The organism is Kaistella sp. SH40-3 (genome assembly GCF_030686865.1).
In the GTDB taxonomy this organism is placed as follows: domain Bacteria; phylum Bacteroidota; class Bacteroidia; order Flavobacteriales; family Weeksellaceae; genus Kaistella.
In genome coordinates, this window is record NZ_JAQYUS010000009.1 from 76,741 (window position 1) to 90,614 (window position 13,874).

The 13,874-nt window shown below is 33.0% G+C and carries 14 protein-coding genes and 2 pseudogenes; 2 read left to right on the plus strand and 14 right to left on the minus strand.

Annotated elements, in window-relative coordinates; genetic code table 11:
* Position 1 precedes the first annotated feature (1 nt).
* The 6 genes from PUH65_RS14945 to PUH65_RS13370 all read right to left on the minus strand — a co-directional run bounded on the left by PUH65_RS14945 (position 2) and on the right by PUH65_RS13370 (position 3,689).
* Positions 2–79: a potassium-transporting ATPase subunit F gene (locus PUH65_RS14945; RefSeq protein ID WP_370692046.1), complete on the minus strand. Its 78-nt coding sequence runs from the start codon at positions 77–79 to the stop codon at positions 2–4.
* Between the two features lie 348 nt (positions 80–427).
* Positions 428–1,741: a sigma-54 dependent transcriptional regulator gene (locus PUH65_RS13350; RefSeq protein WP_305520580.1), complete on the minus strand. Its 1,314-nt coding sequence runs from the start codon at positions 1,739–1,741 to the stop codon at positions 428–430.
* A 203-nt stretch (positions 1,742–1,944) separates the two neighbouring features.
* Positions 1,945–2,331, minus strand: a complete 387-nt coding sequence (locus PUH65_RS13355; protein ID WP_305520579.1) for a hypothetical protein — start codon at positions 2,329–2,331, stop codon at positions 1,945–1,947.
* Entirely contained in the window at positions 2,324–2,686 is a 363-nt protein-coding gene (locus tag PUH65_RS13360; RefSeq protein ID WP_305520578.1) for a hypothetical protein, read from the minus strand. The genes PUH65_RS13355 and PUH65_RS13360 overlap by 8 nt, the downstream gene beginning before the upstream one ends.
* Before the next feature lie 176 nt (positions 2,687–2,862).
* Entirely contained in the window at positions 2,863–3,210 is a 348-nt protein-coding gene (locus tag PUH65_RS13365) for a hypothetical protein (RefSeq protein ID WP_305520577.1), read from the minus strand.
* A gap of 293 nt (positions 3,211–3,503) precedes the next feature.
* Positions 3,504–3,689, minus strand: a complete 186-nt coding sequence (locus PUH65_RS13370; protein WP_305520576.1) for a hypothetical protein — start codon at positions 3,687–3,689, stop codon at positions 3,504–3,506.
* Positions 3,690–3,774: 85 nt separating this feature from the next.
* On the opposite strand from PUH65_RS13370, the pseudogene PUH65_RS13375 reads away from it, so the two are divergent.
* Positions 3,775–4,173: pseudogene (locus PUH65_RS13375) on the plus strand (outer membrane beta-barrel protein); the annotation flags it as partial.
* A gap of 290 nt (positions 4,174–4,463) precedes the next feature.
* Here PUH65_RS13375 and PUH65_RS13380 read toward each other — a convergent pair.
* Positions 4,464–5,102 carry a GNAT family N-acetyltransferase gene (locus tag PUH65_RS13380; RefSeq protein WP_305532473.1) on the minus strand — a complete coding sequence of 213 codons (639 nt, stop codon included), beginning with the start codon at positions 5,100–5,102 and terminating at the stop codon, positions 4,464–4,466.
* Positions 5,103–5,233: 131 nt separating this feature from the next.
* A pseudogene (locus PUH65_RS13385) lies at positions 5,234–5,809 on the minus strand (master DNA invertase Mpi family serine-type recombinase).
* An 89-nt stretch (positions 5,810–5,898) separates the two neighbouring features.
* On the opposite strand from PUH65_RS13385, the gene PUH65_RS13390 reads away from it, so the two are divergent.
* Complete coding sequence (locus PUH65_RS13390; protein WP_305532475.1) at positions 5,899–7,182, plus strand: ATP-binding protein; 1,284 nt, start codon at positions 5,899–5,901, stop codon at positions 7,180–7,182.
* A 774-nt stretch (positions 7,183–7,956) separates the two neighbouring features.
* On the opposite strand, the gene PUH65_RS13395 is transcribed toward PUH65_RS13390, so the two are convergent.
* The 6 genes from PUH65_RS13395 to PUH65_RS13420 form a co-directional block, all read right to left on the minus strand.
* Positions 7,957–9,123: a relaxase/mobilization nuclease domain-containing protein gene (locus PUH65_RS13395; RefSeq protein ID WP_305520705.1), complete on the minus strand. Its 1,167-nt coding sequence runs from the start codon at positions 9,121–9,123 to the stop codon at positions 7,957–7,959.
* Positions 9,116–9,583: a special sigma factor gene (locus PUH65_RS13400; protein ID WP_305520706.1), complete on the minus strand. Its 468-nt coding sequence runs from the start codon at positions 9,581–9,583 to the stop codon at positions 9,116–9,118. The genes PUH65_RS13395 and PUH65_RS13400 overlap by 8 nt, the downstream gene beginning before the upstream one ends.
* Positions 9,584–9,818: 235 nt before the next feature.
* Positions 9,819–10,685, minus strand: coding sequence for a toprim domain-containing protein (locus tag PUH65_RS13405; RefSeq protein WP_305520707.1), 867 nt, complete (start codon positions 10,683–10,685; stop codon positions 9,819–9,821).
* Positions 10,686–10,922: 237 nt separating this feature from the next.
* On the minus strand, positions 10,923–12,083 hold the full coding sequence (locus PUH65_RS13410; RefSeq protein ID WP_305520708.1) for a VapE domain-containing protein: 1,161 nt from the start codon (positions 12,081–12,083) through the stop codon (positions 10,923–10,925).
* A gap of 104 nt (positions 12,084–12,187) precedes the next feature.
* The gene (locus PUH65_RS13415) at positions 12,188–12,469 is read right to left on the minus strand and encodes an AlpA family transcriptional regulator (RefSeq protein ID WP_305520709.1); all 282 of its coding nucleotides are present in this window, start codon (positions 12,467–12,469) and stop codon (positions 12,188–12,190) included.
* Between the two features lie 229 nt (positions 12,470–12,698).
* A complete protein-coding gene (locus PUH65_RS13420; protein WP_305520710.1) occupies positions 12,699–13,838 on the minus strand; it encodes a site-specific integrase in 1,140 nt (379 codons plus the stop codon).
* Positions 13,839–13,874 lie beyond the last annotated feature (36 nt).

A 13,874-nucleotide genomic window follows, 5' to 3' on the forward strand; every position in this document is an offset into this window, starting at 1 on the left:
TTTAAAATTTTTCGGGTTTGATTAAGACATAGCAGATGTACCCAAATGCTGCGAGAGAAAGGATAAATAAGAGCCACATAGGTTTTAAATTTTATCAAAAAAGTTAATAGATTTGGCCAGTAGGAAGAAAAACAACGTTCCGGTGGCAGTAAGGATTACACTCATCATAGTTTGAAATTTTAGAATTTTTATAGATTGATAACCCTAATGCCAAAAACAATTCCTCAAATATTTAATCAGTTGATTTACATTTTATTACTGAATTTTTGAAGGGTGCCAAAACAAAAAAAGCCTATCATTATGATAGGCTTGATTCTCAATTTGAGAAGTTACTTGTGGGAATTCTTAACGCAATGAAGCATCTCTTATTTTAGAATGACATTCTTCAATTCACTTTGTTTCGTTCAGGATGAAAGAAGAAATCACTTTATTTCAACTGATATTCTTCGAGTTTTCGATATAAGGTAGCAATTCCGATATCGAGTAATCGGGCTGCTTCCGCTTTGTTTCCCTTGGTATAATTAAGGACTTTTAGAATATGGTCTTTCTCAACCGACGACATGGCGAAGGAATTTCCACTTTCAGAATGGGGTAAATTCTCCGGAGAAAGTTGATGATTTTCCATTAAAATCAGACTTCTTTCCAGCGTATTTTTGAGTTCACGGATGTTTCCTTTCCAAGGATTACTCTCTAATTTTTTGTAAAAATCTTCAGCAACATTGACTGTTTTCAGATTCATCCTGCTCGAAAATTTTCCAATGTATAAATTGGCGAGTTCGCGAATATCCTCTTTTCTTTCGCGCAAAGGCGGCAGGTGAATTTCAAAAACATTCAATCGAAAATAAAGATCTTCCCGAAAATTCCCAAGTCGGCTTTCTTCTTTTAAATCTCTGTTAGTCGCTGCGATGAGGCGGAAATTAGAATGGGATATTTTGGTGTCGCCCATTTTTATAAACTCACCATTCTCTAAAACACGCAACATCTTCGATTGTAATTCCAACGGCATTTCGCCGATTTCATCTAAAAACAGTGTACCATTTTGGGCTTCTTCTATCAAACCTTTTTTATCTGAAACCGCACCCGTAAAAGCGCCTTTTTTATGGCCGAACAATTCACTTTCTAAAACATCTTTACCAAAAGCAGAACAGTTAATCGCCATAAAACTGCCTTTGTTTCGGTAACTTTCCTGATGAATGGCGTTGGCGAACACTTCTTTTCCGGTACCTGTTTCTCCCGTTAAAAGCACGGCAGTGTCAGTATTCGCTACTTTTTGGGCGAGCATTTTTGAATAAAGAAAACTTTGCGATTTTCCAATGATCGTTGAAAAATTGGATTTGAGATTGGATTTTTCTACCTGTTCGTTTTTGACGTTATCTTTCACTTTTTCCAAGGCTTTGGAAACCAGCGGAATAATTTTTTCATTGTCGTCGCCTTTTACAATATAATCGTAGGCGCCGTTTCGCATAGCCTGTACTCCATCAGGAATATTTCCGTACGCCGTCATCAAAATAATTTCGATGTGCGGATATTTGGTTTTAATTTCTTTTACTAAATCAACACCAAAAGCATCCGGCAAGCGAACGTCACACAAAACCAAGTCGATCTGGTGAGCTGTCAGCATATTCATTCCCGAACGTGCGGAAGAAGCCTGGAAAACTTCGTACCCTTCATTGGAAATAATCATTCCCAGAAGTTTCAGCAATTTCAGTTCGTCGTCTATGATTAAGATTTTTGCGCTCAAAATTTGGGTGATTTAAAAGTTTGCTGCAAAAGTAAAAAAACATTCACAAGTAATTCCTTTTGCCAACCTTTAATTATTAAATCGTCGCGGGTATTGGTGATTAACAAAGTTCGGTGAGTCTTAAGATGGCAATACAATGCAGGATGCCAATCATTCACAAGAGGTTTGTGAACGATTGGCAAATGCTGCAATGAAAAGTGCGATTATAATTTTATTTTTAATCGTTGATCTTTATTAATTTGATTCTGATAAATATTTTGAAAGACTGCAGGACATTTTTCTAATAAGAAATTCCATTCTTGCGGCTTGCAACGTTTTTTCATAGCGTGAAACGAGCGAATGAAAAGATTTTCAATTAACTCTTTTACGGCATGATTTCCTCTTCTGTACAGCCTACCCATGCCTTGTATTTTTGCTATCACTATACACTGTTTCGACTGTTCCAGAAGTTGAAATAAATAATTGATAATACTCTGAATAATCCCAGCAAAGTTTTTTTGGAGAGAAAGAAACCTAATCTCTTCTTTAATTTCAGGGTAATAATTCGCAAAGTATTTTGCCGCTTTATTTCTGTTGATCAATTTATGCATCTTGTGATTCTTTCTTCATTTCCGATAAAATTCTCTTATAAACAATTTGAAGTTCTGATGGAATCAATTCTAATTGCTTTTCCATATCAGTTGTTCCAAATTTTTCAACCATAACAGCTAAAAACTCATTTTCAATAGCATTTTTAACAAAAATATTTTGCGTTTTATAAATGGAATTAATGAGGATTAGAATATCGCTAGATTGTTTACAAGTAGGATGTTCTGAACAAAAATTGGCAAAGAATATCAGTAATTTGTAATCTACCAAATACTCTTGGTTTTCCGCAGCAATCATTCCGAAAGGATAAAGTTCTGGAAATTGCAATCTGAAAAATTGTTCGATAGATATTTTCATGTTTTTTTAATAAAAAATTAATTGAAAGGTTGAATAAGAAAAGCGACCACAAAAACCGCTATAATCGTGATTATATGAACCGCTAAAGTGTCATTCGTACTTTTATTTTTTGATTTTTTCAAATTGTGTAAATGAACTTTCTGTCCTGGTTTTTTAAATTTCATTGTAGTAAATCTTTAGAGTCCTGAATGATAAACTTGGCTCAAATACGCTTTCTGTAATGATTTTGGAAGAGACGTCAGAAGAAATGTCTTATTATGAACTAAAAATTGGTCGCAAGAAAAAACAAATACGTTCTCAACTGCCGACTGAAAGGTTAAATTTCCTTTTTCATAAATCTTGCCCATTACTTCGAGACCTTTTTTTACAACATTTTCGTTTCCCCTAACTGCTGCTATTTTTATGTGTTTTGTTAATAATGAAACCAATTTAAAAGTCTCATTTTTTTCAGCCATTAAGAAAATTTCGTCTTTAGAAGTCGGAATTTCCTTAGCGATCAATACTGCCATCGAGAGTATTTTCATAGTATTTATTTTTTAATTAAATTTTATCGAAAAAAACATTCATTTTAAAATAAAAACAGACCACACTAACCCTACGATGAGCAAATGAATCGTTAACATCATTGTCTTTTTTCATTTTGAATTCTATTATTTTCTATCAATAATGCCAATTGATGTACCTAGATGAAAACGATTCCTTTATCATACTGAATACCAAACTGTTATTTATTTTTAAGGAATTTAGACAATAAAAAAAGCCTATCAAAATGACAGGCTTGATTCTCAAATTGAGAAGATTTGAACAAATGCTATTTCTAGAGATATTCTTCGAGTTTACGGTACAAAGTTGCGATTCGATATCGAGGAGTCGTGCGGCTTTGTTGCCTTTTCTGTAATTTAAAATTTTTAAAATGATCTTTTTCTACGGAAGATCTGGCGAAAGAATTGCCACCTTCAGAATCGGGAAAATTTGTGGCAGAAAGTTCACTATTAACCTTCATTGGAAATAATCATTCCCAGAAGTTTCAGCAATTTCAGTTCGTCGTCGATGATTAAGATTTTTGCGCTCAATATTTTGAAACCAATTTTGATGGCGAAGGATTTTCTACCCGAATGAGATTGACTACCACCTTTAAACGCGACAAAAATACTTCTGTTCAATTACAGGGTTCTTATCGAGGTGCCGAAAATACGGCCGTAAATAACAGAAACGCAATGTATATTTTGAATGCGGGAGCCTCCAGAACGATTCTTAAAGGCGACGGAACTTTAACCTTCAATATTCAGGATGTTTTGAATTCCCGAGCTAGAGAATTTACTTATAATGGCCCAGATTATACGCAATACTCCTTCATGCAGTTCGCCCCACAACAATTTACTTTATCGTTTACATACCGCTTTAAGCAGGGTGACAAAGTAGATCAGCCAAAACGTAAAAAAGATGTGAACAGCAACTTTACAGGCGAAGATGGAGGACCGATGTAATTTGTATTTGTTTTTTATAGGAACAAGCCGTCTCAAATCGAGGCGGCTTTTTAGTTTATGCTTGTTCGAATTTCTTCGCATCAAAGCATTCCCTTTAAGTTCGAAGTTATTTGCTTTTTTGAACAAGTTGGAAAACTCCTGTTCATTCGCTTTCACGTCGGGACAGGCTCTATATTATCGGCAATAGAAATTTGATTCATGAAAATATTACAAAATATTAATCGACGAACTAAAATTGAATTTAGCAATAAATTTCCCAACGATTGCAAAATAATGTTTGCGTTATTTTTTTATTCAGTTACTGTTAAGTATAAAAATGGTCCAAATTCAATTTCTTTCTCACTGTCAAAATATTTTATTTTGTCTTCTTTCACTATTTGTCCATTTTTAGTTAGTCTTAAATTCCAATTAGGATTGCATGGTTGAAGTATCGGATAATTATTATTGTAAATCTCCCAAGTCCATTTGGGTTCTTGCTCTTTTAATTCGTACGGTTCAACATCCCACAATTCAATTTTATTTGCTAAAAATTTACCAACCGAAAGTTCTTTCGCATTTATCAGAGGCTTATAATAAATTAGTTCTGATTCGGAATAACCTCTATAAGGAAACTTTATTAATTCCATTTTTTTCCAAAATGATTCAGAATTTGCTGGTGCACAAAAAAGTTTAATCGCGATATAGTTGTGTTCCGCGAAAAATTCTTCTGTTTTTTTATATAAAATCCTTCCAAAGCCTCTCTTTCTAAAACTTCGATTAATTTCCATAATATCAATGTCAACATATTTCCTCTCATGATTAGTCCATGTAATAAATCCAACAATCTTTTTATCAAATTCAAGAACAAATAATTTATGTTCATTAAATGATTTTTCAATAATGTTCCAATTGCAGTAAAAACCTTCATTAAAATTTTTCTTTTCTTCCACAAGCCAAGATTTGATTTCGGCAAGTTGTTTAGAAGTCGGATTGGTATTTAATTTCATGTAAGTATTTATTACGCTAATATGTATATTAACTTTCCGAACAGTCTCAAATATAACCATTAAAATTAAAATAATTAATCCAACCTTTCCTTCACAAATTTAGAAACCGTCAATCTGTGGACATTTAAAATTCTACCAATGGCAGAGAAAGAAACATTCTTATCTAGAAGTTCTTTTATTTTTTTCTCCTGTCCAGTCAGTTTTGTTTTCGTCGATTTTCTTCCTTTTGGACGACCGAGAATAACACCTTCTGCTTTTTTTCTGGCCACGTTGTGAAATGAGATTGCGTTCTATTTCTGCAGAGAGACCAAAAGCAAAAGCCAGAACTTTAGAATTAATATCGCTTCCTAATCGGTAATTATCTTTTATGGTCCAGACTTGAATATCCCGATGCATTCATTAAGAATTCCCATGATCATCAGAAGATTTCTGCCAAGTCGGGAAAGTTCGGAGCAAATAAGAACATCATCCTTTTCCATTTTCTTGAGCAGTTTACCGAGTTTACGATCGTTAAGATCTTTTGCTCCCGCGATTGTTTCTTCAATCTATTTATCAATGACATAAAAATTGCGCTCGCAAAATTGGTTTATTTCATAGCGTTGATTCTCTAATGTTTGTTTGTCTGCGCTTACGCGGATGTAAGCGAACAACTAAAAATAATCTGGAATAAACTATATAAATATTGAGATTGAAACATAGTTAGTCAACGAATCCCTATTTTTGCAATATATCTTAATCAATGGAAAATCAGAATACGGAATATAAAGAAAGCTGGCGCGATGAATACATCAAATGGATTTGTGGTTTTGCGAATGCAAATGGTGGTAAAATGTATATCGGTATTGATGATAAGGGTACTATTTTAGGAATAACAGATGTAAAAAAACTAGCAGAAGATTTGCCTAATAAGGTGAAAGATATTTTAGGAGTTTTGATAGATGTAAATATTAAGAATGATTCCGATAAAGAATATTTGGAAATTATCACAGATGCTTATCCTTATCCTGTTAATTATAAAGGTAAATATTATTACCGTAGTGGTGCCACAAATCAAGAATTGAAAGGTGCAGCACTTGATAAATTTTTATTGGGAAAACAAGGTCTGAAATGGGATGGAACGCCAGAACCCTACAGTAAGGAGGCTGATCTCTCTGATTTTGCATTCAAGTTGTTTAAAGATCGTGCATCTGAAACACAACGTTTTGACGAAGATGTTCAGGGCGATTCACCGCATGAATTACTTGAAAAATTAAATCTTGTCGATTTAAACGGATACTTAAAAAAAGCGGCTGTTTTACTTTTTCATCCGAAACCCGAAAAAATATTTACCGGCGCAACCATAAAGATCGGATTTTTCAATACCGATGATGATTTGGCTTACCAGGATGAAGTAAGAGGTTCTCTTTTTGAGCAGGTGGACAAAGTGATGGATTTATTGGTTAGCAAATATCTAAAAGCACAAATCACCTATGAAGGTTTACAGAGGAAAGAAACTTTTCCAGTTCCGGTTGGAGCATTACGAGAGGCCGTTCTAAATGCTATTATTCATAAAGATTATTCCAGCGGTATCCCAATTCAAATCAGCGTTTACGATGACAAACTTATTATCTGGAATGAGGGCGAATTACCTGAAAATTGGACGGTGGCAAAACTGAAGATAAAGCATCCTTCCCGACCCTACAATCCTGAAATTGCTAATGCTTTTTTCCGAAGTGGACTTATTGAATCTTGGGGAAGAGGAACGATTAAAATTTTTAACGAAGCTAAAGCCGCTAAAATTCCTGTTCCAATTTTCAGATATGAGGATAACGGTTTTTATGTCATTTTCAATTTTGTGGAAATAAGTATTCAACAACAAGTTTTGGATTTGATTAAGGAAGATCCAAAAATGACGGTTGTTAAAATTAGCGAGCTGTTATCTGTGAATAGCAGAACTATATTGAGAACCTTTAAAGCCCTGCAGGAAAATTCAATCATAGAAAGATTAGGAAATAATAGAACTGGAGAATGGCGAATTTTATAAAAACATGTCACCATTAGTGTCACCATTGCCAAAAATAAACATCACAATAAACTACTATAAATCAATACAATAACTGTTTATCTAAATAAAAATTTATATGAATTATACAATATTCTGTCATTATTCTGTCATCATTTCATAAATATGATTATCAATATGACCAACAATAGAAAGTTTAAAACTTTTCAATCTTTACTGAACCATTGCCTCCTTTTCAGTCACCTTTCTATAGAAATCATCATAGGTGAGAACATAACCTTTTAGAAAATTGTCTAAAGTGTGCCCTATATAATCAGGGGTTTTCATTGAAATATTTTAAATCAAATACAGGTAAAAGGTCCAGTTTATTAACTAAAAAACTGGACTTTTATATATGTAAATCTCGATGTAAAATTTAGTTATGGTAGGTTTTCGGGGCAAACACTATAGCATTTCACTTCAATAAGCACTTATTTATCATATCCATTATAAGGTTCACCTATACAACCATGAGGTTTAAAACACTTTCTGTGTTGACCATTACATAGTAAGAAAGAATGTGAATGTGTCCGAGAATCCTTTAATCTGTGTACTCTTTTCGTTAAATCTATTACTTGACCACCATCTTGACCACCATCTTGATCACCATCTTGATCACCATCTTGACCACCATTTTACAGAAAAAAAATCTCCAAAATTGAAAAGTATAATTCTTATAAAACTGAAGAATCCTTGGAACTTACAAATTTTTACCAAATCAAAATTTCTCTTTTTGAGTTTATTTCAAATTATTAATCATCTTCTCATTTTCCGTTTCTTCCTCCACCATTCATCTTCCTGCTGCGAAACATAATTAGGCTTCAGAAAATCTTCTATCGCTTCACCTGCAATTTTTTGTAAAGTATCTTTCGTTGATGCACCAGGAACATTAGAGTCATTTCCACTAACTTGTTTTTCGGCAAACGCAGTTATTTCTTTTTCAAAATTGTTAAAACCATAATCGATTGCTGAAAGAGAAAAACCTTGGTGCTTTTTAAAAAAGAATCCATCTTTGAGTTGACCAGTTTGATATCGTCCAACTTTATTGATCCAGATATCCTGAATTTCATTCTTTTGATTTACTTTAAACTCTCCTTTGTATTGAATCTTGATAGACCAACCCTTTCGATATAAATTCTCCCGAAGTTCTTTCCAGTTTGTCGCGCTTTTTGATTCATCCAAAAGTGTATTCTTTATTTCAAAGATATTTTTGATCTCTGCAATTTTCAGACTTCCTGAAATCTCCGAAAGTTTGTAGCCTGGCTTGTATTGTCTTTCTGTTTGATGATTAATATCGCTTTCCAGAATGATTCGCATTCCCGAAATTCCTATTTTTTCATTTTTAGAAAGCTGTACAACATAACCCCTATTTTTCATTTCTGAAATCAAATCATCAAAATTGACTGTAAGCTGCAGGCTTTCTGTTAGATTTTTAAGCATCGCAGCTCGCTTTTCAATTCCAATTTCAACATCCGTTTTTAAGTTTCTGTCGTGACAAACTTGCCGGACTGCTTCTCCAAATCTCTTTCCTACATCATGAGCTTTAATGGTACATTTACCATCATTACTGATGCGATTAACAATAAAATGAATATGTTTCTGCTTCGTACTATTATGAATATCCAATCGGTATTGGTTGTTTTCCGTAACTCCTATTTTATGCAAAGCTTCAATTGCGATGTCTGCCAATTCTCCGTCTGAAAGTATTTTACCGATTTCATTGGGTGGCGAAATATATCCAGTTAAAGCCCATTTCTTCACTTTAGGATTCCGATCAGCCACCGTTTTCATTTCGTGATATTGTTCTTCAGATTTGCTGCTCAAAAGAAAATTAGATGCGGCGGCGATTGCCATCCCTTTATCGTTTCCATTATACTCCAAAGCGATTTTGGAAATAACCCGGGTTGTTGCAGAATTATTCATTCTTCGTATTTTGGTTCATTTTAGAATATAAATATTGATACATCAAATCATTTGTAGTTTCAATTTTTGTTAAAATTTCTTTCTTATTTTCAAAAACATTCCATTCTCGATGACGCAAAAGATTGGTTATTCTTTTGGAATTATTTCCATATTGAAGTAAGATTTCATCAATCTTAAATTCATTAATTTTTAATTCTTTTTGCAAATGAATCATTCTTGCATAAGCAGATAATTTCAAGTTGTATTTTTGAGATTTCTTTTGACTTTCTTCATATTCCAAATCAGTCAGTCGGAATGATATTATTTTGGTTAACTGCAAATTAGATTTCTTTTTCAAACCTCCTTTTCTCCCTAAACCCTGAAAGTATTTTTTTCTTTTTTCAGCAATAACTTGTTGCATTTTTTGCTCGGTCGATTTTGTGATTATATTCTTTAAAAAATCATTATTTCTATTTTCCATCTTATGTTTTTATAATTTTATTTCAATTGCATTTCTGACGATAGGAAGAAATCAAAAAACTCTCATTTTTACAAAAAAGCGTTACGCGCTTTTTGTAAACAATGGGTACTTTTTGCACTAGCATCCTACCATATTTTACCTTAGTCTATTTTACGCAGGTGTATTTATTCTACCTGAGTAAAAAAGATCCAGGCTAAAACATTTTTGAAATCATTTTAACCTGCTATTATTTTACTCACCTTTTTCTATATTTTACTTGCCTTTCTTCTGTAGGATTATTCTGGATCAACCAATCATTTAAGTCCTTAAGACCGGAATATAAAACCCGACAATCTTCTACATTATCCATTTCAATTTTAATCATTTCAACTGCTCGAGTTCCTGCTTCGTCATTGTCAAAATAGAGTTCAATGTTTTTATAATTTTCGTTCTCGTTTTTAATTTTATGGATCATTGTAACCGAATTCAAAATGATATAATCAGAAGGTTCTTTTTCCAGATAATTTTCTACTTTTTTAAAGGAAAGAAAGTCAAAGAAGCCTTCAAAAATTCTAAGCAATTTTGAGTTGTTCTTGATGGTCGTAATATCTTTTTTACCCAAACAAATTTTAGAGTAAGCGTTTCGGATTTCATAACCATTGGAATCGTTTTTAAAAGCGATTCCGAAATAATTTTTATCGTTCATTCGATAATGAATTTCTTCAACCCATTTTTTTTGATCTTCAACATTTCGGCTTTTTAAATAATCTAATAAAGCAGGATGCTGAATTTCTTTGACGTCAATTATTTCATAACCTTTTGGAAGATTTTCTAATTTTAGATTTTGCTTTTGAAAAGAAAAATTAAATTGTTCTAAATATTTTAATGCATCGCTTACTGAACATCTTTTCATAGTCTGAACAATTGAGATAATATCATAGCTTTTTCCGGTTCCAAAATCAAATGCAGCATTCTTAATAAAATCAACTAATAAACTTGGGGTTTTCTCTTCGCGATCAAGTGCAAAATAAAATGCGGTTCGGGAATTTTCTTTGCTAGGGAAAAGAGAAAAACTTTCCAATACTGCTTTGATTGATATATTCTTTGCTTCTGAACAATTCATAATAGTTGTATATTTCTTCTATGTTTTTTGGTAAACTACCTACCTACTTACCAAATGGTTGTTAATCAATTAATTAAAGGTTTTTTTCATGCTTACCTTGATTTACCTACTTACCCAATTTCTTTAAATAGGTAACTTTAGGTAACTTTATTTAATTCTACTTACCTATATAACAATCTGATATAGAATAATTTAAAGCCGTTAGGTAAGTAGGTAGTTTATTTTGTGGTGTTTATATTAATCTGTAGTTTTCAATTGAATTAGGTAACCATAGATTTGTCTTTGTGGATGTTTTACTCTGGGAAATTTGAATGATGATAACGCTCTCCCGATTTTTAAATGATTTAATCGAATTCCCTGCGTGCTCAAATCCATCATCACTTCGGTCGCAGTCTTGAATTCTTCCAAATTATCCGATGGTTCATAAAACTTGTTGATCATTTCCTGTTCTAAAGTCATTTGCGTAAATCTTTCATTCCTTCTCTCATTTTCAGAGATATCTGACAAAGTCAGTTCCGGATTAAAACCCTTCCTTTTATAAGCATTGAAGTATGCTTGTGCCCATACTTTATCAATATCGATTTCCAAAGAATAATTAAAATTAATTTTCTCGGTCACTTCAAAAATGATCCAGCGCACGCTCCCCGATTCATCAGTCAGAAAATCAGTTTTGTTAGTAGACCCCACGAAACTGCAAATCCGCTCCAAATACTCCGCTTTACGTGCATAGGGAAGCCTTTCGTTGATATGGGTTTTTGAGATAAATGCTTTCAATGAATTGATGTCTGCTCTGGCTAAAATCGAAAGCTCATCTAAATTGATAATCAAATTTTTACACAATTTAATTCTGCTGTCTTTATCCAATCCGATATCTTCCGAGAGATAGTTCATCAATTTTCTGGGAACAAAAAATCTTAAATAGGTTGATTTTCCGCTATTTTGAATCGTATTGGCGAGAACCAAACAATGCTTGTTTATTTTTTCTTTTTCTAAAGCACACAAAACGGATCTGGTAAACCATTTCTCCATATGATACAGAAAAGCATTATCATCATTGGTCTTTACGTAACTACAGAAGTTTTTAATATGATCTTCTCCGTCCCATTCTTTCAAACTTTCAAAATATTCAGAAATGGGATTGTATTGGTCAATCAGATGGCTTCTCACCAGGATTTCTAATTTATTGACTGGAATATCAATTCCAGATTGAATGAGTTCGATATACAATGAACTTAAGTTCAAACTCGACCATTTTTTATCTAATGATCTTTTGATTTCAAACTCCAGAGATATCGTATTAAATCTCAAAGAATACTTAGAATTTAGATATTTCAGAGTTCGATCAAATATAGTTTTGCTCACTGCACCAGTTTGATACAGCATTTTATCTTCTTCCATAAAAGATTAGTTATTTGGGAAGTAGAGACAAATAATTGCTATATTTGCACTTCACTTCCAAGTGAAACAATACATTTAAGCCTGACTACTGCTATAGTTGGGTTTTACTTTTTTCGTAGAGAAAACTCCAGAGCTTCCTGTTGGATTTCATCATTAGATTTATGGCTGTTTTTTAACAACCAAGTATCGATTTTTTTACGTTCGAAAAAGAGAACTTTTCCGTTGGGTTTAGAAAAAGGAATACTGTTGGTATGAACCAGTTTGTAGATATAGGATTTCTTGAATCCAGTATAATCAGATAATTCCTCTGTGTTGAGAATTTCTTTCAGTCCGAAAATATGTTTTTCGATACGATTGAGTTTGTGTAGAATGAGTTCATTTTCCATTTGTATCGTTTGATTGATTTATTGATACAAAAGTCAACATCATAAACTTAATGGGCAATACCAGAAGTTTGCAAAAGGCTAAATACTATTACTTTGGATTGAAAAAGGTTCAAAAAAAGTCTAAATAAGATTAATCTGGGCTATTCTGGATTCTATTTGCTTAAAAGTGAAAAATTAAGTTTTAAAAATCAAATTTTTCTGTTCTGTAACTTACTTCAAAGAAAAACACTCACATTTCCAACGTAAGTTCCGGAATTATTTCTGCTGCTTCTTTCATTTTACTGTCCACGATTTTAGCATAAATCGCAGTTGTTCTAATTTCACGATGTCCCAGTCTTTTTGAAACAGTGTAAATATCTGCACCGTTTTCCAGTAATAGCACGGCATTGGTATGTCTTGCGGAATGAAAAGTAATGTGCTTTGGAACTGCCGCGCGATTGCACCAACGGATAATTTCAGTGTTATAAGTCATTCCATATTTCAAACCTTTGAAAACTCGATCTTGGGGGTCTTGCCTTTCTCCAAGAAGTTCCCTCGCTTGCTGAGAAATATAAAGATATTCGACTCCATCAGTTTTAACCTGTCTGAAATTTATTTTAAATAATCCTCCTTCATCACGTACTTCTGACCAAAGCATAGCGTTGATATCTGACCAACGGAGACCAGATAAGCAAGAGAAAAGAAATGCTTTTTTCAACACCGGATATTTACATTCGGCTTTGGCTAAAGATTGCAGTTCATCAAAAGTCAGATATTCTCTTTGGCTTTCTGCCTGATCAAATGATTTTATTTTTGCAGCGTAATTAACGGTTAGATAACCATCGTCAAAAGCATTTCTTAGAGCTGCTTTAAACTTATTAAAATAAGAATATTTTGAATTTTGTGAAAGTGACAACTCACTTTTTGTCAGGGCGTCCTTTTCAAAATACTTCCGGACTTTTTTGATGAGATTTTCATCAATTTCGTCAAACGTCATATTTTTTGGAACAACCTTTTTCAGATGTTGCAAAGTAGAAAACCAATTCCCGTAATTATTAGAAGAATCCTGCTTTTGCTTTTCTTCAGTCAGTTCCTCAAAATAGGCAAGGAAGAGCCTCTTTGATTTTACTTTATCTTTAAGATCATACTTGCCTTGAATATATTCTGTTTTACGAATCGAAAAGATATTTTCGGCTAGAGCTAAAGTTTCTTTGTTTTCTTTCTTCTCCTTAACAGACTTTGGTTCTGGGTGCAAATACAACTTGAGGTACTCAAAATCACGAAGATGAATTCGTTTCCCTTGCAGATTCGTAGATGAACCTTTGTAATATTCGACGTAGAGACTAATCATACTGTCGGATAATCTCTTTTGTTTTAATGTAATTTTCATAAGCTTTATTCGAGGTGTACATTTGTACACCTTAGT